Annotated in this window: 21 protein-coding genes; 17 read left to right on the forward strand and 4 right to left on the reverse strand. The window is 52.9% G+C overall.

What is annotated here, in order from left to right:
• The first annotated feature begins 62 nt into the window (after positions 1–62).
• The gene (locus AMM03_RS01830) at positions 63–2,153 is read left to right on the forward strand and encodes a S9 family peptidase (protein WP_090128757.1); all 2,091 of its coding nucleotides are present in this window, start codon (positions 63–65) and stop codon (positions 2,151–2,153) included.
• Between the two features lie 46 nt (positions 2,154–2,199).
• Here the strand turns inward: AMM03_RS01830 and AMM03_RS01835 are convergent, their stop codons facing one another.
• Complete coding sequence (locus AMM03_RS01835; protein ID WP_090128758.1) at positions 2,200–3,174, reverse strand: NADPH:quinone oxidoreductase family protein; 975 nt, start codon at positions 3,172–3,174, stop codon at positions 2,200–2,202.
• 101 nt (positions 3,175–3,275) lie between these two features.
• Here AMM03_RS01835 and surE point away from each other — a divergent pair, with 101 nt between their 5' ends.
• Genes surE through rlmD form a run of 4 tightly spaced genes read left to right on the forward strand, consistent with a single transcriptional unit; the run spans position 3,276 to position 7,111 of the window.
• A complete protein-coding gene (gene surE, locus AMM03_RS01840; protein WP_090128759.1) occupies positions 3,276–4,040 on the forward strand; it encodes a 5'/3'-nucleotidase SurE in 765 nt (254 codons plus the stop codon).
• Complete coding sequence (locus AMM03_RS01845) at positions 4,040–4,789, forward strand: protein-L-isoaspartate(D-aspartate) O-methyltransferase (protein WP_090128760.1); 750 nt, start codon at positions 4,040–4,042, stop codon at positions 4,787–4,789. The genes surE and AMM03_RS01845 overlap by 1 nt, the downstream gene beginning before the upstream one ends.
• Positions 4,790–4,799: 10 nt before the next feature.
• Positions 4,800–5,675: a peptidoglycan DD-metalloendopeptidase family protein gene (locus tag AMM03_RS01850; RefSeq protein WP_090128761.1), complete on the forward strand. Its 876-nt coding sequence runs from the start codon at positions 4,800–4,802 to the stop codon at positions 5,673–5,675.
• A complete protein-coding gene (gene rlmD / locus AMM03_RS01855; protein WP_090128762.1) occupies positions 5,672–7,111 on the forward strand; it encodes a 23S rRNA (uracil(1939)-C(5))-methyltransferase RlmD in 1,440 nt (479 codons plus the stop codon). The genes AMM03_RS01850 and rlmD overlap by 4 nt, the downstream gene beginning before the upstream one ends.
• Positions 7,112–7,251: 140 nt before the next feature.
• Here the strand turns inward: rlmD and AMM03_RS01860 are convergent, their stop codons facing one another.
• The gene (locus tag AMM03_RS01860; protein WP_090128763.1) at positions 7,252–7,950 is read right to left on the reverse strand and encodes a Bax inhibitor-1/YccA family protein; all 699 of its coding nucleotides are present in this window, start codon (positions 7,948–7,950) and stop codon (positions 7,252–7,254) included.
• 173 nt (positions 7,951–8,123) lie between these two features.
• Here AMM03_RS01860 and AMM03_RS01865 point away from each other — a divergent pair, with 173 nt between their 5' ends.
• Positions 8,124–8,531 (forward strand): GlcG/HbpS family heme-binding protein, encoded by a 408-nt coding sequence (locus AMM03_RS01865; protein ID WP_090128764.1) that lies wholly within the window; start codon positions 8,124–8,126, stop codon positions 8,529–8,531.
• A gap of 19 nt (positions 8,532–8,550) precedes the next feature.
• Here AMM03_RS01865 and ilvD read toward each other — a convergent pair whose 3' ends face one another.
• The gene (gene ilvD / locus AMM03_RS01870) at positions 8,551–10,263 is read right to left on the reverse strand and encodes a dihydroxy-acid dehydratase (protein ID WP_090128765.1); all 1,713 of its coding nucleotides are present in this window, start codon (positions 10,261–10,263) and stop codon (positions 8,551–8,553) included.
• Between the two features lie 163 nt (positions 10,264–10,426).
• Here ilvD and lgt point away from each other — a divergent pair, with 163 nt between their 5' ends.
• The 3 genes from lgt to AMM03_RS01885 are packed head-to-tail and all read left to right on the forward strand — an operon-like array spanning position 10,427 to position 13,813.
• A complete protein-coding gene (gene lgt / locus AMM03_RS01875) occupies positions 10,427–11,227 on the forward strand; it encodes a prolipoprotein diacylglyceryl transferase (RefSeq protein WP_090128766.1) in 801 nt (266 codons plus the stop codon).
• Between the two features lie 43 nt (positions 11,228–11,270).
• On the forward strand, positions 11,271–12,266 hold the full coding sequence (locus AMM03_RS01880; RefSeq protein ID WP_090128767.1) for a Bug family tripartite tricarboxylate transporter substrate binding protein: 996 nt from the start codon (positions 11,271–11,273) through the stop codon (positions 12,264–12,266).
• Between the two features lie 2 nt (positions 12,267–12,268).
• On the forward strand, positions 12,269–13,813 hold the full coding sequence (locus AMM03_RS01885; protein WP_090128768.1) for a malonate--CoA ligase: 1,545 nt from the start codon (positions 12,269–12,271) through the stop codon (positions 13,811–13,813).
• Here AMM03_RS01885 and AMM03_RS01890 read toward each other — a convergent pair.
• Positions 13,805–14,248 (reverse strand): universal stress protein, encoded by a 444-nt coding sequence (locus tag AMM03_RS01890; RefSeq protein WP_090128769.1) that lies wholly within the window; start codon positions 14,246–14,248, stop codon positions 13,805–13,807. The genes AMM03_RS01885 and AMM03_RS01890 overlap by 9 nt on opposite strands.
• A gap of 105 nt (positions 14,249–14,353) precedes the next feature.
• Here AMM03_RS01890 and AMM03_RS01895 point away from each other — a divergent pair, with 105 nt between their 5' ends.
• The 8 genes from AMM03_RS01895 to AMM03_RS01930 all read left to right on the forward strand — a co-directional run bounded on the left by AMM03_RS01895 (position 14,354) and on the right by AMM03_RS01930 (position 21,879).
• Positions 14,354–16,663, forward strand: coding sequence for a heavy metal translocating P-type ATPase (locus AMM03_RS01895; RefSeq protein WP_090128770.1), 2,310 nt, complete (start codon positions 14,354–14,356; stop codon positions 16,661–16,663).
• Positions 16,663–16,800: a cbb3-type cytochrome oxidase assembly protein CcoS gene (ccoS, locus tag AMM03_RS01900; protein ID WP_090128771.1), complete on the forward strand. Its 138-nt coding sequence runs from the start codon at positions 16,663–16,665 to the stop codon at positions 16,798–16,800. The genes AMM03_RS01895 and ccoS overlap by 1 nt, the downstream gene beginning before the upstream one ends.
• 65 nt (positions 16,801–16,865) lie before the next feature.
• Entirely contained in the window at positions 16,866–18,299 is a 1,434-nt protein-coding gene (ccoN, locus tag AMM03_RS01905) for a cytochrome-c oxidase, cbb3-type subunit I (protein WP_090128772.1), read from the forward strand.
• Between the two features lie 21 nt (positions 18,300–18,320).
• Entirely contained in the window at positions 18,321–18,950 is a 630-nt protein-coding gene (gene ccoO, locus AMM03_RS01910) for a cytochrome-c oxidase, cbb3-type subunit II (protein WP_090128773.1), read from the forward strand.
• A gap of 14 nt (positions 18,951–18,964) precedes the next feature.
• Positions 18,965–19,105 (forward strand): cbb3-type cytochrome oxidase subunit 3, encoded by a 141-nt coding sequence (locus AMM03_RS01915; RefSeq protein WP_090128774.1) that lies wholly within the window; start codon positions 18,965–18,967, stop codon positions 19,103–19,105.
• A gap of 36 nt (positions 19,106–19,141) precedes the next feature.
• On the forward strand, positions 19,142–20,062 hold the full coding sequence (gene ccoP / locus AMM03_RS01920; RefSeq protein ID WP_090128775.1) for a cytochrome-c oxidase, cbb3-type subunit III: 921 nt from the start codon (positions 19,142–19,144) through the stop codon (positions 20,060–20,062).
• Between the two features lie 15 nt (positions 20,063–20,077).
• A complete protein-coding gene (gene ccoG / locus AMM03_RS01925) occupies positions 20,078–21,571 on the forward strand; it encodes a cytochrome c oxidase accessory protein CcoG (protein ID WP_369793656.1) in 1,494 nt (497 codons plus the stop codon).
• A 20-nt stretch (positions 21,572–21,591) separates the two neighbouring features.
• Positions 21,592–21,879, forward strand: coding sequence for a hypothetical protein (locus AMM03_RS01930; protein WP_090128776.1), 288 nt, complete (start codon positions 21,592–21,594; stop codon positions 21,877–21,879).
• The last annotated feature ends 21 nt before the right edge of the window (positions 21,880–21,900 follow it).

The raw sequence follows: 21,900 nt of genomic DNA on the forward strand, positions 1-21,900 counted from the left end.
AGGGTTTACAAGGTTTCTTGTAAACCCTTTTTTCGTTTGATTTCACTAAGGACTGGAAAACCATGGCGACGTCTCAAACCAAATCTAGCTCACGAACTTCTGCCAAGCAACTCACCGTAGAGCTCCTCTGGCAACTGCAACGTGTGGGTGCCCCCAGCATCAGCCCAGATGGTTCTCAAGCGGTGTGTGCCGTGGCCCAACCCTCTGTTAAAGAAAATAGCATTCAGAGCGCCATTTGGCTGCTGTCAACCTTAGGTGGTCAACCGCGTCAGCTCACGCAATGTGGCGACAAAGATGGCCGCCCTCAGTTCTCACCCAACGGTGACTGGGTGGCCTTTATGGCCAAGCGCGAACAAAATGGCAAGAAAGACGAAACATCTCAAATTTATTTGATCCCACCCGATGGTGGCGAAGCCAAGCGGGCCGGTGAAGTAGCCACCGGCGTGGAAGATTTCAAATGGTTTCCTGATGGTCAAAAGATTGCATTCATCACTTGGGTCTGGCCCAAACTAAAAGGTGCGTCATCACAGGCCGAACAGTTGAAAAAAGACAAGGCACGCAAAGATACGGCCTTTGCCACTGAAGACGCCGTGTACCGTCATTGGGATCACAACTTGCCCATGGACCGCGTGCCACACTTGTGCGTGATGGATTTGGCCAATGGCCGTGTGGTGGACTTACTGGAAGGCACAGACTTTGAGTTGCCACGACGCGAGCCGAGCGCCAACGAATTTGACATCTCGCCCGATGGCAAAAGCATTTGTTTTGTGCACGACCCTGACAGAGGCCAAAAAGCCGCGCCGCGCATGGCCTTGGCTGAAATTCAATTGAAGGGTTTGAAGGTTCAGGCCATTCGTGATTTGGTCAAAGACAAGGGCTGGGATTTGGCGGGTCCTGCCTATAGCCCCACGGGCGATCAGTTGGCCTTTTTGGCTTCGCATCAAGCACTCAAGCACACCCAACCTAGCCATTTGGCCTTGGTCGATTTGAAGCGCAAATCAACAGCAGGGGAAAAATCTGCCGCTTGGAAAACCATCAGTGCCAAGTGGGACCGTGAACCTCAAGTGCCTTTGAAGTGGGCAGAAGATGCCAGCGCTTTGTTGTGCAAAGCAGAAGACCGCGGTCGTCAACACGTCTGGCGTTTTGACATTGCATCTGCCAAGCCCACAGTGGTCTCCGAAGGCGGCACCATTCATGCGTTTGATGAAGCGGCGGGTCAGTTGGTCACCCTCATGGACCGGGCCATTCATCCAGGTCGCATTCATGTTTTGAAGTTGGATGAATCAGGGCAAGCCCTGTCTCAGGACGCCAAACGTCTCGAGCATTTCAACGACGATTTGCTCGACGGCATTGCGCTGGGAAAAACGGAAGAACATTGGTTCAAAGGCGGGCAGGGCGATGACGTGCAAGTTTGGCTGCACTTTCCACCGGGCTTCAAATCCACACAAAAATACCCCTTGTTGCACACCATTCACGGTGGCCCTCATACAGGTCCTGGTGATGTGTGGCACTGGCGTTGGAACTACCACGTGTTTGCGGCGCAGGGCTATGTGGTGGCCAACGTCAACTACCATGGCTCTTCCGGCTTTGGCTTGAAGTTTTTAGACTCGATCACTCACAAATGGGGTGACCTGGAGCTTCAAGACATGGAAGCCTGTACCGATTGGCTGCGCAAGAAAACGTGGATCGACAAAGGCCGTGTCTTTGCCACAGGCGGCAGCTACGGCGGTTACATGGTGGCATGGATGAATGCCCACGTGAAGCCGGGTCGATATCAAGCCTATGTGTGCCATGCCGGATGTTTTGATTGGGTGGGCATGTTCTCGGACGATGCCTATGGTTGGCACGCACAAGAGCTAGGCGCTTGGTACTGGAACGATGTGCAGAAGGTGCACTCACAAAGCCCGCATGCGTATGCCGCCACCATGAAGACGCCCACGTTGGTCATTCATGGCGCCAAAGACTACCGAGTGCCCGATGCCCAAGGCTTGGCTTACTACAACACCCTCAAGGCCAAAGGTGTGGATGCACGCTTATTGTGGTACCCCGATGAGAACCATTGGATTTTGAAACCTGCCAACAACGTGATTTGGTACCACGAGTTTTTCAACTGGATCAAGCGATATGACCCAGGTTTGAAAAAGAAGAAGTAAGCGTCAGCTGGTTTGGGACCAGCATGGTGGGTCAATGGTGGAGGTCTTAATTGACCATCACCAACTTGCCCATCACGCCGCGTGATCCCATGTGCGCATAAGCGGCTTTCAGGTCGCTCATGGGCATAGTTCGATCGATGACGGGTTTGACTTTGCCTTGGGCATACCACTTGGCCAACTCGGCCATCATGGCGGCGTTGGCTTGGGGTTCACGGCGTGCAAAGTCGCCCCAGAACACGCCCACAATGGAGGCGCCTTTGAGCAATGCCAAATTGAAGGGCAGTGCAGGAATAGGGCCCGAAGCAAAGCCCACCACCAAGTAGCGACCGCGCCAGGCAATCGACCTGAAAGCAGGTTCTGCAAAATCGCCACCCACAGGGTCATAAATGACATCGGGGCCTTTGCCATCGGTCAGGGCCTTCAAGACCTCTCGCATGTTTTGCGTGGTGTAGTTGATGGTTTCGTCTGCACCCAGTGATTTGCAAAGTGCACATTTTTCGTCAGTGGAGGCTGCAGCAATGACGCGTGCGCCAGCTGCTTTAGCAATTTGAATGGCAGCGGTTCCAACGCCACCTGCCGCACCCAAAATGAACACGGTTTCGCCAGCCTTTAGCGCTGCGCGGTCTATCAGAGCGTGGTGCGATGTGGCATAAATCATGATGAAGGCCGCAGCGTCTACAGCAGGGAAGCCGGGGGGCAAGGGCATGCACAATTTGGCGGGTGCTAAAGTGTGTGTGCCAAAGCCGCCGGTGCCAGACAAGCAGGCTACCGACTGACCTACTTTGAGGTCGGTAACGCCTTCGCCTACGGCTTCAATGACGCCTGCATATTCAGAACCTGGCACGAAAGGCAGATCGGGTTTCATTTGGTATTTGTTTTGAACAATCAACAAATCGGGAAAGTTCAAACTGGCGGCTTCAATGCGCACCAAAACCTGACCTTTTTGGGGCGTTGGAGTGGGAATTTCTTTCCAATTGAGTGCTTCAACACCTACGGGGTTTTCACATAGCCAAGCGTGCACAAAAATCTCCTCAAAAAACTACTTATCTATCGAATATATCGGTCAAAGTCGCCTTCGGTATGTCTCGGTAGCGACCTACAATTGAGGCCTAGGACATACCCATGAAAATTCTCATTTCTAACGACGACGGTTACCGCGCTGAGGGCATTGTGGCGCTTTATCACGCCCTTAAGCAAGTGGCCGACGTCGAAGTGGTCGCCCCCGAGCACAACAACAGCGCCAAATCCAATGCACTCACCTTGCATTCGCCTTTGTATGTAAGGCAAGGCGAAAACGGTTTCAGGTACGTTAACGGAACGCCCGCCGACTGTGTCCACATTGCTTTAACAGGCCTTCTGGGCTATCGGCCCGACTTGGTAGTGTCTGGCATTAACAACGGTGCCAACATGGGCGACGACACGCTGTATTCAGGCACGGTGGGTGCGGCCATGGAAGGCTACTTGTTTGGAATTCCTGCGTTGGCTTTTTCTCAAACCGAAAAGGGCTGGGCGCATTTGGACAAGGCAGCCGAATTTGCCAAAAATATGGTGGCGCAATTTGAAGCGGCCCAACTCATTGGCAAATCGCCTTGGCTCTTGAATGTCAACATCCCTAACAAATCTGCAGCGATCAAAGCCGCCACTTTGTGCCGTTTGGGGCGCCGTCATGCAGCCGAGCCTGTCATTACCCAAATGAGCCCCCGCGGCGAAACCATGTATTGGATTGGCAACGCTGGCGAAGCCATGGACGACGGTGAGGGCACCGATTTCCATGCGGCCAAAAACGGCCATGCCACCATCACCCCTTTGAAGGTCGATCTAACCGATCACGACAATGCCGGCTTCTGGTCCCAAAATTTGGCCAAGCTCAAGGTGTGGGAGGGCTGATGGCGCAACGCCCTGGATTTCCCATCAAGCTAGACCAAAAGACGACGGTCAAACCAGCCAAAGTCGCCGTGGTCAGTTCCCCCGCGATCAACCCGCTGGGCTTGGGCCTAGATTCCAGCGCCGTGCGCCGCCGCATGGTCGAAAAGTTGGCAGCGCAGGGCCTCAAAGATCCGATGGTTTTGCAAGCCATGGGCACGGTTGAACGTCATCGCTTTGTAGAAAGCGCCTTGGTCAATCAGGCTTACGAAGACACCAGCTTGCCCATCGGCTTGGGTCAAACCATTTCCAAGCCCAATGTGGTGGCGCGCATGATGGAGCTGTTGCGCGAAGGTGCTACTGGCAAGTTGGGCCGCGTTTTAGAAATTGGCACGGGCTGTGGCTACCAAGCTGCGGTACTGAGCCACATTGCCACCGAGGTTTACAGCATTGAGCGGCTCAAAGGCTTGCACGAAAAAGCGCGTGCCAATTTGCGCCACTTTCGATTGCCCAATGTGCATTTGTTGTTTGGCGATGGCATGTTGGGCTATCCTAAGGGTGCGCCTTATGCTGCCATCATTTCAGCTGCGGGCGGGGAAAACTTGCCCCAAGCATGGCTTGACCAGTTGGCGGTCGGGGGCAGGTTGGTGGCGCCCACCGTCACGGCCAACGGTCAACAGGCCCTGATGGTGGTCGACAAAACTGCCCAGGGCTTTAAGCAAAGCGTGCTCGAGGCGGTTCACTTTGTCCCTTTAAAATCGGGTATCTCCTGAAGGATTCGGAATGAAACGTTTGGATGCCCGTCTTGGTTTGACGGTTCTTTGTATTCTGGCCACATGCGCCTTGGTTGCCTGCAGTTCCAAGCCGCGGGGCCCCATTCCCGTTGAAGACCGTGTGGCAGGTCAACCCCCTGTTCGCGCGCAGCAGCAGCCCATGCAAGCTCAAAGACAAAGCAGCCCAGTGGCTGTGAGTTCGCCAGTTTCCATGGGCACTCTGCCTGGCGCTGAAAATGCTGGCAAACCTGGTTACTACAGCGTTCGCCCTGGCGACACTCTCACCAAAATTGCACTTGAAAATGGCCAAGCCTGGCGCGACATTGCCAAGTGGAATGGTCTGGACAATCCCAACGTGATTGAAGTGGATCAAGTTTTGCGGGTGGTGCCACCCGCTACGGTGGCAGCCAAGCCCGCGGCCAATACAGTCGCAACAAACACTACGGCTACAAGTTCAGCAACTTCGCAAGCCAACGCACAAACAGCGGCATCAGCGCCTTCAAACTCTGGCGACGAAAGCTTGGTGTTTGCCTGGCCACACCCTGGTCAGGTCTTGACTGGTTTTGATGAAACTAAAAACAAGGGACTCGACTTTGCTGGCAAGGCAGGCGACCCTGTATTGGCCGCTGCCGATGGCAAAGTGGTTTATGCCGGTTCTGGCTTAAGAGGCTATGGCAACTTGGTCATCCTCAAGCACAACAACACCTACCTCACTGCCTATGCGCACAACCAAAGCTTGTTGGTTAAAGAAGATCAAACCGTGCAAAAGGGTCAGCGCATTGCAGAGATGGGCAGCTCTGATGCCGATCGTGTGAAGTTGCATTTTGAAATTCGCAAACAAGGCAAACCGGTGGATCCCGCCAAGTTGTTGCCCTCTCGGCCATGAGCAAACAGAACGACACAACACGAGAAGAACAGACACAAGAAATTATCTTAGGCCGTTCTGATTTGCCAGCTGGTTGGCTGCACATCGATGCACTCGATATGGAAGCCCAAGGCATTGCCCGTAGACCCGATGGCAAAGTCGTTTTCGTAGAAGGTGCCTTGCCCTTCGAGATGGTCTCCGTCAATGTTCACCGCAAGAAGAACAACTGGGAAGCCGGAGTTGTGACCCAAGTGCACCACGAATCTTCTCAGCGCGTTAAACCAGGCTGCCCCCACTTTGGATTGCATGCAGGCGCCTGTGGTGGCTGCAAGATGCAGCACTTAGAAGCCAGTGCGCAGGTGGCCATCAAGCAACGCGTGCTGGAAGACAATCTTTGGCATTTGGGCAAGGTCAAACCAGAAAATTTATTGCGCCCCATGGAAGGCCCCAGCTGGGGTTACCGTTATCGCGCGCGCATGTCAGTGCGCTATGTCCACAAAAAAGGTGAAGTGCTAATTGGTTTTCACGAGCGCAAAAGTCGTTATGTGGCCGACATCAAAACCTGCCGTGTCTTGCCGCCCAACATCAGCGGCATGTTGTTGTCGCTGCGCGAACTCATTTTTGGCATGGATGCCCGCGAGACCATTCCGCAAATTGAACTGGCCCAAGGCGACAGCGTCACTGCATTGGTGCTGCGCCATTTAGAGCCCTTGAGTCAAGCCGATCAAGATCGTTTGCGTGAGTTTGCCAAGCTGCATGAAGTGCAGTGGTGGTTGCAAATCAAAGGCCCCGACACGGTCAAATTGATGGACGAAGGCGGCCCAGAGCTGTCCTATGACTTGCCCGATTTTGGTGTGCACATGCCGTTCAAGCCCACCGACTTCACGCAGGTCAATCCACACATCAACCGTGTGTTGGTAACGCGTGCTTTGCGTTTGCTCAAGCCCCAGGCGCATGAGCGTGTGATCGATTGGTTCTGTGGTTTGGGCAACTTCACTTTGCCCATTGCCACCATGGCCAAAGAAGTGGTGGGCATTGAAGGTGCCGAAACTTTGGTGGCCCGTTCGCGTGACAACTTTGCGCGCAATCAAAGCCTGCGGGGAAAGGCTAAACAATTGGCCCCCACCACCTTCATTGCGCGCAACTTGTTTGAAATGACGCCCGAGATGCTCATGGCCGACGGCATTGCCGACAAGTGGCTCATTGATCCACCCCGCGAAGGTGCCTTTGCTTTGGCCAAGGCCATGGCTGAGCTGAATGAAAACGCGGAGCTGCGTGGCAACTGGCAATTTCCCAAACGCATTGTGTACGTCAGTTGCAACCCCGCCACATTGGCGCGCGATGCTGGCTTGCTGGTGCACAGGGCAGGTTATCGTTGTCTGAGCGCTGGCGTGGTCAATATGTTTGCGCACACCGCCCATGTGGAGAGCATGGCGGTCTTTGAGCGCATTGACTGATAGCCTATAAAAGCGCCATCACAAAGCGCCATCAATAAGCGCCAACAAAAAAGCACCTGAGTCTTTCGAACTCAGATGCTTTTCTGCTCCTAGGGTGCTGCTATGCACCGAATTAACTTGCGCCCGAGGGCGCTGCTAATTTAATCGCGCTCGCCGCCCATGATGCCCAACAGCGCCAACAAGCTTTGGAACACATTGAACAAGTCCATGTACAACATGAGTGTGGCGCTGATGTAGTTGGTCTCGCCGCCGTCCAAAATTTGCTTCAGGTCGTACAGCATGTAGGCGCTGAAGATGCCGATGGCAGCCACAGACAAAGCCATCATGCCAGCTGTAGAGCCAACAAAGATGTTGACAATGCCGCCTACCATGAGAACCAAGGCGCCGACAAACAACCACTTGCCCATGCCGGACAAGTCGCGCTTAATGACGCTGGCCAGTGAAGCCATGACAGCGAACACACCTGCAGTGCCTGCAAAGGCAGTCATGATGAGGTCGGCACCGTTCTTAAAGCCCAGCACCATGGCAATCATGCGCGATAGCATGAGACCCATGAAGAAGGTGAAGGCCAACAAGACCAGCACGCCTGTTGAGGAGTGTTTGGTTTTTTCGATGGCAAACATAAAGCCAATGGCGCCGCCAATGAACAGCACCATGCCAAGTCCACCGCCCAAAGATTGGGTAATGCCCGTTGCAACGCCTAACCAGGCGCCCAGTACGGTAGGTAACAAGCTCAGTGCCAACAACCAATAAGTGTTGCGCATGACCTTGTTGCGTTCAGCGGGGGTACTGGCAACGCCGCCCCAGCTGGGTTGTTCGATGTTTTGAAGATCGCTCATGTGTGAACTCCTGAAATAACACCCGTTATCGGGTGAGCAAATTGTAGGGCTTGTAACCCAAAATGCCCTATTTGCCGAAGTTTTCAGGGTCTTTTGTGTAGTGACTTTCAGGTCACTAATGGGTTTTCTGGGCTGCGATATGCTTAGGCTTTGCTTTTTACAACCATCTCAACATGAAAACTCAAGCCACTCTCGAATTGTCAGACGTTCAAACCATTGCTGCCGCAGCTCAAGCTGAAGCTCAGAAAAACAAGTGGGCGGTCAGCATCGCCATTGTGGACGCAGGCGGTCACTTGTTGCACTTCCAACGTTTGGATGGCGCAGCACCCGTGTCTTCTCACATTGCACCCGCCAAAGCCAAAACAGCGGCCATGGGTCAACGTGAAACCAAAATTTATGAAGATGTGATCAATGGTGGCCGTTATTCCTTCTTGTCAGCCCCCACCATTGAGGGCATGTTGGAAGGTGGCGTACCCATCATGAAAGACGGCGCCTGCTTGGGCGCCGTGGGTGTCAGCGGTGTGAAGTCCACAGAAGACGCTCAGATTGCCAAGGCGGGCATTGCCGCCATTGGCCTCTGATTGATTCTTTACAACATTTTCAATACAAATCCAGCACAGCACCTTTGCTGGCGCTGGATGCATTGAAGGCAAACTTAGCCTGTACGCCACGTGTATAACGGGGCGCAGGTGCTGTCCAACCCACACGGCGCTTGGCAATTTCTGCCTCGGGCACGTTCAATTCCAAGATCAATTTGTGAGCGTCAATGGTGATTGAGTCGCCTTCATTCACAAACGCAATGGTGCCGCCCGCAGCCGCTTCGGGGGCCACGTGACCCACCACCATGCCCCAGGTACCGCCAGAGAAGCGGCCATCGGTAATGAGGCCCACGCTTTCGCCCAAACCGGCGCCAATGAGTGCGCCTGTGGGGGCCAACATTTCGGGCATACCTGGGCCGCCTTTGGGGCCGAGGTAACGCAAAACCATAACGTCGCCCGCTTTGATCTTGCCATCCAAGATGGCCTTCAATGCAGACTGTTCGTCGTCAAACACGCGAGCAGGGCCGGTGATGACAGGGTTCTTCAAGCCCGTAATTTTGGCCACAGCACCTTCGGGTGACAGATTGCCTTTCAAAATGGCCAAGTGGCCTTCTGCATACATAGGCTTGTCGATGGTGCGAATGACATCTTGGTCGGCGCGAGGTGCGTCGGGAATGTCTTTCAAGTTTTCGGCCACGGTTTTGCCGGTGATGGTCATGCAATCGCCGTGCAACAAGCCAGCCTTCAACAAAACTTTCATGACTTGCGGAATACCGCCAGCGCGGTGCAAGTCAACGGCCAAATACTGACCGCTAGGCTTCAAATCGCAAATGACGGGAATCTTTTTGCGCATGCGCTCGAAGTCGTCAATGGTCCACTCAACACCTGCGGTGTGGGCAATGGCCAAGAAGTGCAGCACCGCATTGGTAGAGCCACCGGTGGCCATGATGACTGCCACGGCGTTTTCAATGGCTTCTTTGGTGACGATGTCGCGGGGCTTCAAATCTTTCTTGATGGCTTCGAGCAAAACCTTGGCCGATTCTTTGGCCGAGTTTTTGGTTTCATCATGGGGGTTGGCCATGGTGGAAGAGTAGGGCAGTGACATGCCCAAGGCTTCAAACGCAGACGACATGGTGTTGGCCGTGTACATTCCGCCGCACGAACCCGTGCCTGGAATGGCGCGCTTTTCAATTTCTTTCAAATCGAAGTCGCTCAAATTGCCTGCGGCGTTTTGGCCTACGGCTTCAAACACGCTGACGATGTTGAGGTCTTTGTTTTGGTAGCGGCCTGGCAAAATGGTGCCGCCGTACACGTAGATGGCTGGTACGTTGGCGCGCAAGATGCCCATCATGCCGCCGGGCATGTTTTTGTCGCAACCGCCTACCACCAAGACGCCGTCCATCCACTGGCCTTGAACGCAGGTTTCGATGCAATCAGAAATCACTTCGCGGCTAACTAAGGAGTACTTCATGCCCTCAGTGCCCATGGCCATGCCATCTGAAATAGTGGGGGTGCCAAAAATTTGAGCGTTGCCACCGGCTTCTTCAATGCCAGCTACAGCTGCATCGGCCAGTTTTTGCAGGCCACTGTTGCAAGGGGTGATGGTGCTGTGACCGTTTGCCACGCCCACCATGGGTTTGACAAAATCACCTTCTTCGTAGCCCATGGCGTAGTACATCGAGCGGTTAGGCGCCCGTGATTTGCCTTGGGTAATGTTGGCGCTACGGCGGTTGCTAGGGGTAGCCGATTGGATGGGGATGATCTTGTCGCTCATGGTTTGATGGATGGTTTAGGGTCAACAGAACAGTTATTTAGCTTGCAATTGAGACGAATTTAATCTCAGGCCAGTCATTCTAAGGGAGAGTCAGGAAGAACCCCTAGAACTTAGGGCATATAGGGGTGCATCGGGGGTCTTGAACAGGGCACAATCTGACCCCATGCTGATTCACCCTCAAATTAACCCTGTGGCCCTGCAATTAGGGCCCGTCGCTGTTCATTGGTATGGCCTGACCTATTTGGCTGCTTTTGGCTTGTTTTACTTTTTGGCCACTCGCCGTCTGACCCACTTGCCTTATGCGCGCCTAACCCAGTGGGCCGTGAAGGATGTCGAAGACATTTTGTTTGCAGGTGTTTTGGGCGTGGTTTTAGGCGGGCGTATTGGGTATTGCCTGTTTTACCAGCCAGCTTATTATTTTTCTCATCCTTTAGAGATTGCCTACGTTTGGCAAGGCGGTATGAGTTTTCATGGCGGCTTGCTGGGCGTGATGGCGGCCATGGTTTGGTTTGCCAAAACCCGTCATCGACCCTTTTTTCAAGTAATGGACTTTGTGGCGCCTTGCGTGCCGACGGGTTTGGCGGCAGGACGCATTGGCAACTTCATCAACGGCGAGTTGTGGGGTCGTCAAGCGGATGCCGATTTGCCTTGGGGCATGGTTTTTAGAGGGGCCGGAGACTTACCTAGGCACCCGTCTCAAATCTACCAATTCTTGTTAGAGGGCTTGTTGCTCTTTGTTGTGATGTGGCTGTTTGCGCGCAAAGACAGGCCCATGGGACAAGTGTCTGCCGTATTCTTGATGGGCTATGGCAGCCTGCGCTTTATTGCGGAGTATTTCAGAGAACCCGATGCGCACCTCGGCCTGTTGTCGATGGGGCTCAGCATGGGGCAGTGGTTGTGTGTGCCCATGATGTTGTTGGGTGTTGTTTTGTATGTCGGAGTTAGCAAGCCAAAGAATGCTTGACGCTTTGCAGTGGGTCAGTTTCATTTCTTAAAAGGAGACAAACATGCAGTTTTCAAAAGACGGTATTCAAAGACGCTCGCTGTTGCAATGGGCAGCAGCAGCTTCCACATCAACGCTGGTGCCAGCGTGGGCCCAGGCTGGTTGGCCCACCAAACCGGTCAACTTGATCGTGCCATTTCCTGCGGGTGGCGGCACAGACGCCTTTGCCAGACCCTTGTCAGCTATTTTTTCCAAGCAAACGGGCAAACAACTCATCATTGACAACCGCGGAGGTGCCGGCGGCACATTGGGTGCTGGCTTAGCAGCCAAGGCAGCACCCGATGGTTACAACTATTTCATGGGCGCTGTTCATCACACCATTGCACCCAGCATGTACCCCAGGCTAGATTACGACTTAGAGCGCGACTTGGCGCCTTTGATTTTGGTTGCTGCCGTGCCCCAAGTCTTGGTGGTCAATCCCAAAAAAGTTGCAGCCAACAACATCAAAGAGTTCATTGATTTTGTGAAGAAAAATCCAGGTCGTTTGAACTACGGTTCAGCGGGTGGCGGTACGTCTCACCACTTGGCCGGTGAATTGTTCAAGTTGCAAACCCAAACCTTCATTACCCACATTCCTTACCGCGGTGCAGGCCCAGCTTTGCAAGATTTGATTGCAGGCAATGTCGACATGATGTTTGATGGTTTGGGCTCGTCTGCTGCGCACATCAAGGGCGGCAGAATCAAGGCGCTCATGGTTTCGGGTACCAAGCGCAATCCTGCCTTTCCAGATGTGCCTTGCTCCTCTGAGGTTGGCTTGCCAGAGTACACCGTGAGCACTTGGTATGGACTTTGGGCGCCGAAGGCAACGACTGCAGACGCGCAGGCAAGAATGGTTGAAGAAGTTCGCAAGGCCTGCCAAAGCGATGAAGCCAAAGCGGTGTGGTCTGCGCAAGGCGCAGAGTTCCCCAACTTGGCGGGCGCACAATTTGATGCGTTCATCAAAACTGAATTGCGTAAATGGAGCCAAGTGGTGAAAGCCTCTGGCGCAAAACTGGATTGAAGATGTCTCAAGCGAGTTTGTTCGCAGCGCTGCGTGCTGCATTTCCTGCCAACTTAGATGCATTGGCGGTTGAAACTGACCAAGGCCTTCATTACACATGGCGTGATTTAGACCGCGCCAGTAGCATGATGGCCAACTTGCTCGATGGCTTGAAATTGCCCAAGGGCAGTCGCATTGCCGTTCAAGTGGAAAAGTCAGTTGAAGCCATGATGTTGTATTTGGCAACGCTGCGGGCGGGCTATGTGTTTTTGCCTTTGAACACCGCTTACCAAAGCGCTGAGATTGAGTACTTCATTGGCAACGCAGAGCCTGCGGTGGTGGTTTGTTCGGGTGCCAATTTTGGTTGGGTTAGCAAAATTGCATTCAAGGCGGGCACGCAACATGTGTTTACTTTGAATGACGATCGCACAGGCACCTTGCTTGAGCGCGCCATCCATCAAAAAGACACGCACAAAATTGCCGTAAAAAATGTAGACGACTTGGCCGCTATTTTGTACACCAGTGGCACCACGGGTCGCAGCAAAGGCGCCATGCTGACGCACGGCAACATGCTTAGCAATGCGCAAACGCTCCAGACTTATTGGGGCTGGAAAAAAGGCGATGTGCTGATTCACGCCTTGCCCATCTTCCATGTGCATGGTTTGTTTGTGGCCATTCATGGTGCACTGATCAATGGCAGCAAAATGATTTGGTTGGCCAAGTTTGACCCCAAGTTTGTCATTGCCAAAATGCCAGAGGCTACCGTGTTCATGGGCGTGCCCACGCTTTATGTTCGCATGCTGCAAGAGCAGTCACTCAACAAAGAAGCCACGCGCAACATGCGTCTTTTCGTTGCGGGTTCTGCACCTTTGCTGATTGAAACTTTCACTGAGTGGCAGCAGCGCACAGGGCATACTATTTTGGAGCGCTATGGCATGAGTGAAACTGTCATGCTCACCTCCAATCCTTATGCGGCAGACAAGCGACATGGCGGGCAAAGCGAGCGTCGCGGTGGCACAGTAGGCTTTCCGCTGCCAGGCGTGAAGTTGCGCGTGCAAGGCGACGATGGCAAAGCTTTGCCTGTGGGCGAGATTGGCAACATTCAGGTCAAAGGCCCCAATGTGTTTAAAGCTTACTGGCGCATGCCCGAAAAAACCAAAGAAGAATTTACCGCCGATGGCTTTTTTAAAACAGGCGATGTGGGCAAGTTTGACGAGCGCGGCTACGTGACCATTGTGGGCCGTAGCAAAGACCTCATCATCAGTGGCGGCTACAACGTGTATCCGGCTGAAATTGAAGGCTACATCAACGAAATGCCAGGTGTGGCCGAGAGTGCTTTGGTGGGCGTGCCCCATCCCGATTTTGGTGAAGTAGGCGTGGCGGTGGTCATTGCTAAAGCTGGTGCAATATTGGACGCCGACAAAATCATTGCCACTTTAAAATCGCAATTGGCCAACTTCAAAATACCCAAAAAGTGTTTCGTGGTGCCAGAGCTGCCACGAAATACCATGGGCAAAGTGCAGAAAAACTTATTGCGCGATCAGCACAAAAATTTGTTCTTAGCGTAAGACCAGAACAGGGACATGACAGTGCGTCAGCACTTGTTGTGTCTCACTGCCTAACAGCAAACGCTTGATGCCTTTGCGGCCATGTGAGGCCATGACCACCAAATCGGCCTTTTGTTTTTTGGCCGCTGCAATGATGGCATCGGACACGATGTCTGAGCGGCTGACCACGCCTTTGGCTTTGACGCCTTTGGCCGTTGCCAATTTGGTCACGGCATCCACGGCGGCCTGGGCTTCTGCTGCCCACTGGGCTTCAATGCGCGCCACATCTTTGGCGTTCAATGGAATGCTGCCTTCAAAGTAAGCCTGTGGGTAACGCGGTACCACCTTGAGTGCAATGAGTTCGGCGCCGCAAGTGGCGGCCAAGCCAATGGCATCGGTCACGGCTTTTTTAGAGAGTGCAGAGCCGTCGGTGGCGACAAGAATTCGTTTGTACATGGTGTGCTCCTTTGTTGAATCGGTGAACCAAGCTTAAAACTCTGAAAACCAAGCGTCTTGATCTAAATCAAGTTTCATGCAAGCTTGCTGGCTTATCTTCGAGGCATGTCGAATCAAGCAGCACTTCCAGATTTAGAGGCGTTGGCCGCCCAATGGTCATTGCTGGATCTTGCGCAAGAGTGGTCTGATTTCAGCCAGTCCAGTGAGCAAGAAGCCCATCAATGGACCTCCAGTGTTGTGTTTGAAGGCATGTACTGCACAGCCTGCGCCATCAACATTGAAGAAGCTTTGATGTCGGTGCCTGGTGTGAAGTCGGCCCAAATCAGTGCGGCCAGTCACAGGGGCAGGGTGGTGTGGTCGTCCGACCAAACGCGACCTTCCGATTGGATGAAGGCGGTTGCGAAACTTGGTTACCGCACGGTGCCAGCCAACGATGCGCTGGCCAACGAAGTGCGCCGAGAAGACGCTCGCAAAATGTTGTGGCGCTTGGGCGTAGCAGGCCTGTGCATGATGCAAGTCATGATGTACGCCACGCCGGTTTACCTGAGCGAGCCCCACGACATTGCCCCCGACATGGTGCAGTTGCTCCGGTGGGCTTCGTGGGTTTTGTCTTTGCCTGTTTTGTTTTTCTCTTGCATGCCTTTTTTCAAAACAGCATGGCTCGACTTAAAGCAAAGAAAAATCAGCATGGATTTGCCAGTGGCCATTGGCATGTTGGTCACCTTTGTGGTCAGCACCTTGGGCACCTTTGAACCGCAAGGTCCATTTGGGGCCGAAGTCTATTTCGACTCGTTCACCATGTTTGTGTTCTTCTTGCTCACAGGTAGGTGGCTAGAGCTAAGACTCAGAGACAAAACAGCAGGCGCTTTAGAAGCCGTGATGAACCGTTTGCCCGATGTGGTTCATCGAAGAACCAATGCCGGTGAGTGGGAAACCATCACACTTCGTCATTTGAGAGTGCAAGATGTCATTCAAGTCCGACCTGGTGAGGCCTTTGCTGCCGATGCGCAAATTGTGGCGGGCGAAACGCAGGTCGACGAAGCTTTGCTCACAGGTGAATCGAGGCCTTTGCCAAGAGCATTAGGCGAACATGTTTTGGCAGGTAGTTTGAACCTAACCGCAACTGTTCAAGTGCAGGTGACGACGCTAGGCAAACAAACCCGATTTGGACAGATGGTGGCCCTGATGGAAAGCGCCTCGGTGTCCAAGCCCAGCATGGCCTTGTTGGCCGATCGGGTGGCCAAACCCTTCTTGTGGGGCGTCTTGATCATGTCCGCATTGGCGGCGGTCTGGGGTTGGCAGTACAGCCCAGCGCATGCTTTGATGGTGGCGGTGTCTGTGCTCATTGTGACTTGCCCTTGCGCATTGTCATTGGCCACACCGGCCGCCATGCTGTCTACAGCCGGTGCGCTGGCCAAAGCGGGTGTGATGCTCAGGAGCTTGCAGGCTTTGCAAAGTCTGGCCAAGGTCGATACGGTCATCTTTGACAAAACGGGAACGCTGACCAGCGAAGATTTCAGTTTGCAGCACATTGCAACGCGCGACGGCATAGATGCAGATCAGGCCTTGGCTTGGGCCGCCGCTTTGGCCCAGCATTCATTGCACCCCGTCTCTCGTTCATTGTTGCGTGCAGTGGGCGACAAAACCAATACGGCTGTTGTGTTGGACAACGTCAAAGAGTTTGCAGGGCAGGGTGTGCAAGCCACTTTGCGTCAGGCTTCAGAAATGGCGGGTCTAGAGAGCCGAAAAGAATTGCGATTGGGTTCTGCCGCATTTTGTGGCGTACCCATGAAAACCAGCGAAGTTTTGCAAGCCAGTTTGAGCGATCAAGATGGTTGGCTGGCTAGCTTTGAATTTGCAGAAACACCTCGCGAAGAAGCCGCCGCCACTTTGCGCGCGCTTGAAGATTTAGGTTTGCGAATTCGCATTTTGTCGGGCGATGGCCAGGCTTCGGTTTCTCAATTGGCCACTCGTTTGCACATTGCCGATGCCATGGGCGCTTGCTCACCTGAAGAAAAGCTCAAACAAGTCAAACTAGAACAAGCGCAAGGCCATCGCGTGGCCATGGTGGGCGACGGCCTGAACGATGGCCCTGTGTTGGCCGGTGCCGATGTGTCTTTCGCTTTAGGCCAAGCCTTGCCGCTAGCCCAATCCAAAGCCGATTTTGTGTTCATGGCCAGCAATTTGAAACCGTTAGTGGCCACGATCCGTTTGAGCCAACAAACCATGCAAATTGTTCGCCAAAACTTGATTTGGGCGGCCATCTACAACTTTGCCTGCGTGCCTTTGGCCATGTTGGGTTATTTGCCCGCATGGTTGGCCGGATTGGGCATGGCTTGCAGCTCTTTGGGTGTGGTGTTGAACGCCATGCGTCTGTCAAAAACCATTCAATTTGATGCACAAGGAAACGCCTGATGGACATCCTTTATTTGTTGGTGCCTTTGTCGGTGGCCTTGGTGTTTTTTATCTTGGCGGGCCTTTGGTGGGCGGTCAATCGCGGTCAATTTGAAGACATTGAGGCAGAAGGCGAGCGAATTCTTAGAAATGATTGACTTAAGTCAACCTAAGCGTTTGGGCGAACTGCGACACTAGATTTGTAATTTAAGAAGAGGTGAAAATGAAATTTGCCAATGAACAGGCAAGCGTCTACAGCGATACCGTTGTCAGACAATTTGCCATCATGACAGTGGTGTGGGGTGTAGTGGGCATGCTGGTTGGCGTGATCATTGCAGCTCAATTAACGTGGCCAGAGCTCAACTTTGGCATTCCATGGCTTAGTTACGGTCGTTTGCGCCCGTTGCACACCAATGCCGTAATTTTTGCGTTTGGCGGTTGCGGCTTGTTCGCATCAGCCTACTACGTGGTTCAACGAACCTGCCACGTTCGCTTATTTGCCGAAAAATTGGCGGCTTTCACCTTCTGGGGTTGGCAGTTGGTCATTGTGTTGGCTGCCATTACATTGCCCTTGGGTTACACCAGCGGCAAAGAGTATGCCGAACTCGAATGGCCCATTGACATCCTGATCACTTTGGTCTGGGTGTCATTTGCCGTTGTGTTCTTTGGCACCGTGGGTACGCGCAAGGTTCGTCACATTTATGTGGCCAACTGGTTCTTTGGTGCCTTCATCATTGCCGTTGCCTTACTTCACTTGGTCAACAGTGCTGCCATGCCAGTGGGCCTCATGAAGTCTTACTCTGCATATGCAGGTGTGCAAGATGCCATGGTGCAGTGGTGGTATGGCCACAATGCGGTGGGCTTCTTCTTGACTGCTGGCTTTTTGGGCATGATGTACTACTTCATTCCTAAGCAAGCTGAGCGTCCCGTTTACAGCTACCGTTTGTCCATTGTTCACTTTTGGGCACTTATCTTTACCTACATGTGGGCGGGTCCTCACCACTTGCACTACACCGCATTGCCCGACTGGACTCAATCTATCGGCATGGTGTTCTCCCTCATTTTGTTGGCACCTAGCTGGGGCGGCATGATCAATGGTGTGATGACCTTGTCTGGCGCATGGCACAAATTGCGCGACGACCCCGTCCTGCGCTTCCTCATCGTGTCTTTGTCCTTCTACGGTATGTCCACCTTTGAAGGCCCCATGATGTCCATCAAGACAGTCAATGCTTTGTCGCATTACACCGACTGGACTGTGGGCCACGTGCACTCTGGCGCTTTGGGCTGGGTGGGCTTGGTCACCATGGGCTCTATGTACTACCTCATTCCCCGTTTGTTCGGTCAGAAAAAGATGTACAGCGTTAAAGCCATTGAAGCGCATTTCTGGGTGGCCACCATCGGTATCGTGATTTACATCGCGGCCATGTGGATTGCTGGCGTGATGCAAGGTTTGATGTGGCGCTCTGTCAATCCTGACGGCACTTTGACCTACACCTTTGTAGAGTCTGTCAAAGCCACATTTCCCTTCTATGTGTTGCGTTTGTTAGGTGGTTTGTTGTACTTGGGCGGCATGTTGATCATGTTGTGGAACACCTTGAAAACAGCCACCAGTGGTCGTGCCGTAGATGTGCAAATTCCAGCACCTGCTCACGCCTAACAGCATCAGGAGAAAAATAAGATGTCTAATTCTTCAAATTCCGGCGGTGGCATGTCCCACGAGAAAGTGGAAACCAGCAACTTCCTCATGATCGTTTTGATCTTGGTGGTCTTGTTGTTTGGCGGCATGGTGGAAATCGTTCCGTTGTTTTTCCAAAAATCAACCACAGAGCCTATTCCTGGCCTCAAGCCTTACACCGCTTTGCAAGTGGCAGGCCGCGATATTTATGTGCGTGAAGGTTGCTACAACTGCCACTCCCAAATGATTCGCCCCTTCCGTGCCGAAACACTGCGTTATGGCCCTTACTCAGTGGCTGGCGAGTTTGTCTACGACCATCCCTTCCAATGGGGCAGCAAGCGCACCGGTCCCGATTTGGCGCGCGTGGGTGGTAAGTACTCCGATGACTGGCACCGCATTCACTTGATCAACCCGCGTGACGTGGTGCCTGAGTCCAATATGCCTGCCTATGCATGGCTTGAGAAAACACCTGTGGATGGTGCCAGCTTGCCCGCGCACATGAAGGGTTTGCGCACATTGGGTGCGCCTTACAGCGATGAAGAAATTGCCAAAGCCACCGAAGAAGTGCAAGGCAAAACAGAACTCGATGCCGTCATTGCCTACCTGCAAGGCATGGGCATTCACCGCAAGTAAAGGGACTGAACTTTATGGATATCAACACACTCCGATCTGTTGTCACCGTGGTCACTTTCCTCATATTCCTTGGAATTGTGGGATGGACCCTGTCAAAGCGTCGTTCAGCCGACTTTGAAGAGGCCGCCAAGCTGCCCTTCGGTCAAGACGACTAAAGACCCCAGATCAACGAACAAGAAAGAGAATCTGAAATGAGTGACTTCACAAGCAATTTCTGGTCTTTGTATGTGGCCGGCATTGCGTTGGTCGGCATTGTGGCTTGCTTGTTGCTTTTGTACTTCAGCGGCAAAGCCAAGGCCATGACGGCCCACGACAACACCACCGGACACGTTTGGGATGGCGATTTGCGTGAGATGAACAATCCTTTGCCCCGTTGGTGGGTGGGTTTGTTTTTGATCACCATCGTTTTTGCCTTGGGCTATTTGGTCTTGTACCCAGGCTTGGGCAACAGTGCCGGCAAATTGGGCTGGTCATCTGCCGGTCAATACGAAGCAGAAGTTGCCAAAGCCAACAAAGAACTTGAACCCTTGTACGCCAAGTTTGCAGGCATGCCGCCCGAAGACGTGGCCAAAGATCCTCAGGCCATGGCCATTGGCGATCGCTTGTTCATGAACAACTGCGCACAGTGTCACGGCTCTGACGCACGCGGCAGCAAGGGCTTCCCCAATTTAACCGATGCCGATTGGTTGCATGGCGGCTCGCACGCCAAAATCAAAGAGACTTTGGTCAATGGCCGCAACGGCATGATGCCCCCCATGGCGGCAGCCGTAGGCACACCAGAAGATGTTCGCAATGTGGCGCACTATGTGTTGAGCTTGTCCAACAGCCCCCACGACTCGCTGCGCGCTTCTTTGGGCAAGTCTAAGTTTGGTACTTGCGCTGCGTGTCATGGTGGTGATGGCAAAGGCAACCAAGCCTTGGGCGCCCCCAACTTAACCGACGACATTTGGTTGCATGGTTGGGGCGAGAATGCCATTGTGGCCATGGTTAACAATGGCAAGGTCAATCAAATGCCAGCGCAAGCCAGCAAGCTCACAGATGCCCAGTTGCATGTGCTTGCATCGTATGTGTGGGGCTTGTCTAACAACCCAGCCAAAGTGGCTTCCAAATAATTAGAGTGAGTTGTTTTGGAATCTACTGACCCCTCTCCCAAGAAAGACAACGCGCCGCGTAAGTTCATCCCCATTGTGCCTTTGCCAGAAGGCGCGCCCTCAGACTCAACAGAGGAGGGGGCTTGGGGAGAGCTTTATCAGGCGCACCAGAAAATCTATCCTCGAAGCGTTCAAGGCATCTTTGCCAAATGGCGCTGGGGATTTGTGTTTCTCACGCAAATTATTTTCTACTGTTTGCCCTGGTTAGAGTGGGGGCAACGCCAGGCTGTGTTGTTTGATTTGGGTGCGCGCCGGTTTTACATTTTTGGCATTGTTCTTTACCCCCAAGACTTTATTTATCTAACCGGCTTGCTGGTTATTTCGGCGTTTTCGCTGTTTTTGTTCACTGCCATTGCGGGCCGCTTGTGGTGCGGTTATGCCTGTCCGCAAACGGTCTACAGCGAAATTTTCATGTGGATAGAGCGCAAAGTAGAGGGTGACCGAACGGCCCGCATGCGCTTAGATTCGGAAGACTTTTCTCTCGAGAAACTGGTCAAGAAATGGTACAAACATTTCCTCTGGATTGGCTTCTCCATTTGGACGGGCTTTACCTTTGTGGGCTACTTCACGCCCATCCGTGATCTGGGCATGGAATTCTTCTTGGGCAATATGTCGTCTTGGGAAGTGTTCTGGGTTTTCTTCTACGGTTTTGCCACCTATGGCAACGCTGGCTTTATGCGCGAGCAAGTGTGCAAGTACATGTGTCCTTATGCGCGCTTTCAAAGCGCCATGTTTGACAAAGACACCCTCATCGTGACTTACGACGCAGAGCGCGGCGAACCTAGGGGCTCCCGCTCTAAAAAAGCAGATCCGGCGGCTTTGAATTTGGGTGCCTGCGTCGATTGCAGCTTGTGTGTCCAAGTGTGTCCCACGGGCATTGATATTCGCAAAGGTTTGCAATACGAATGCATCGGTTGTGGTGCCTGTGCCGATGTGTGCGATACCGTGATGGACAAAGTGGGCTATGAACGTGGCTTGGTCAAGTACTCTACGCAACATGCCATGGAAAATAAATGGACTTCAGCGCAAACTTTGCGGCATGTGTTCAGGCCCCGTGTGTTGATCTACACCGGTATTTTGTTGTTGGTCATTGCATTGCTGTTTGGTAGTTTGCTTACGCGCAAATCATTCAAAGTCGATGTAGTGCGCGACCGCGCATCTTTGGCGCGCATTGTGAGTGGCGGTTTTATTGAAAACGTGTACCGATTGCAAATCATGAATGCAGCCGAAAAACGTCAACATTTCAAAGTAACGGCCGAAGGCATGTACGATTTGAAAGTGGTGACCGATTCCGAAAATTTGGTTGTCGAGTCCACTCAATCGCGCTGGGTTTCTGTGCGCCTGCAAGTTCCCTACGATTCGGCCATGCCCGGGTCTTATCCTGTGCGTTTTACCATCGAAGCTTCAGACGACGATGAGACTGTTCAAGAAACGTTGGATGAAAAGTCGGTGTTTTTAATTCCACGATAAAAAATTGAGAAAAGCAAGCCATGAATACAAATACGTTAATGAGTTCGGGCGCTTTGCCCGCCAAGCCATGGTGGTCTTTTGGCATGGTCTGGCTCATCATTGCCGGCCCAGCCATCGTCGTTGTGGCTGCATTCATCACGCTTTATTTGGCCATTACCATTCCCGATCCGGTGCTGCCCACAGAGGCATTGAATCCCCGCAATGCCATTGAAAATCAAAGCAAATTAGAAGAGGCCATGGCGCCTGCCATGCAGGCTCGCAATCATGCTGCCACTGGTGTGGTACCCCAGAAACAAGACAAAAAATAAGTTTTTGAATCTTTCAAAAAC

The sequence above is a fragment of the Limnohabitans sp. Rim11 genome, assembly GCF_001269365.1.
Classification (GTDB): Bacteria; Pseudomonadota; Gammaproteobacteria; order Burkholderiales; family Burkholderiaceae_C; genus Limnohabitans_A.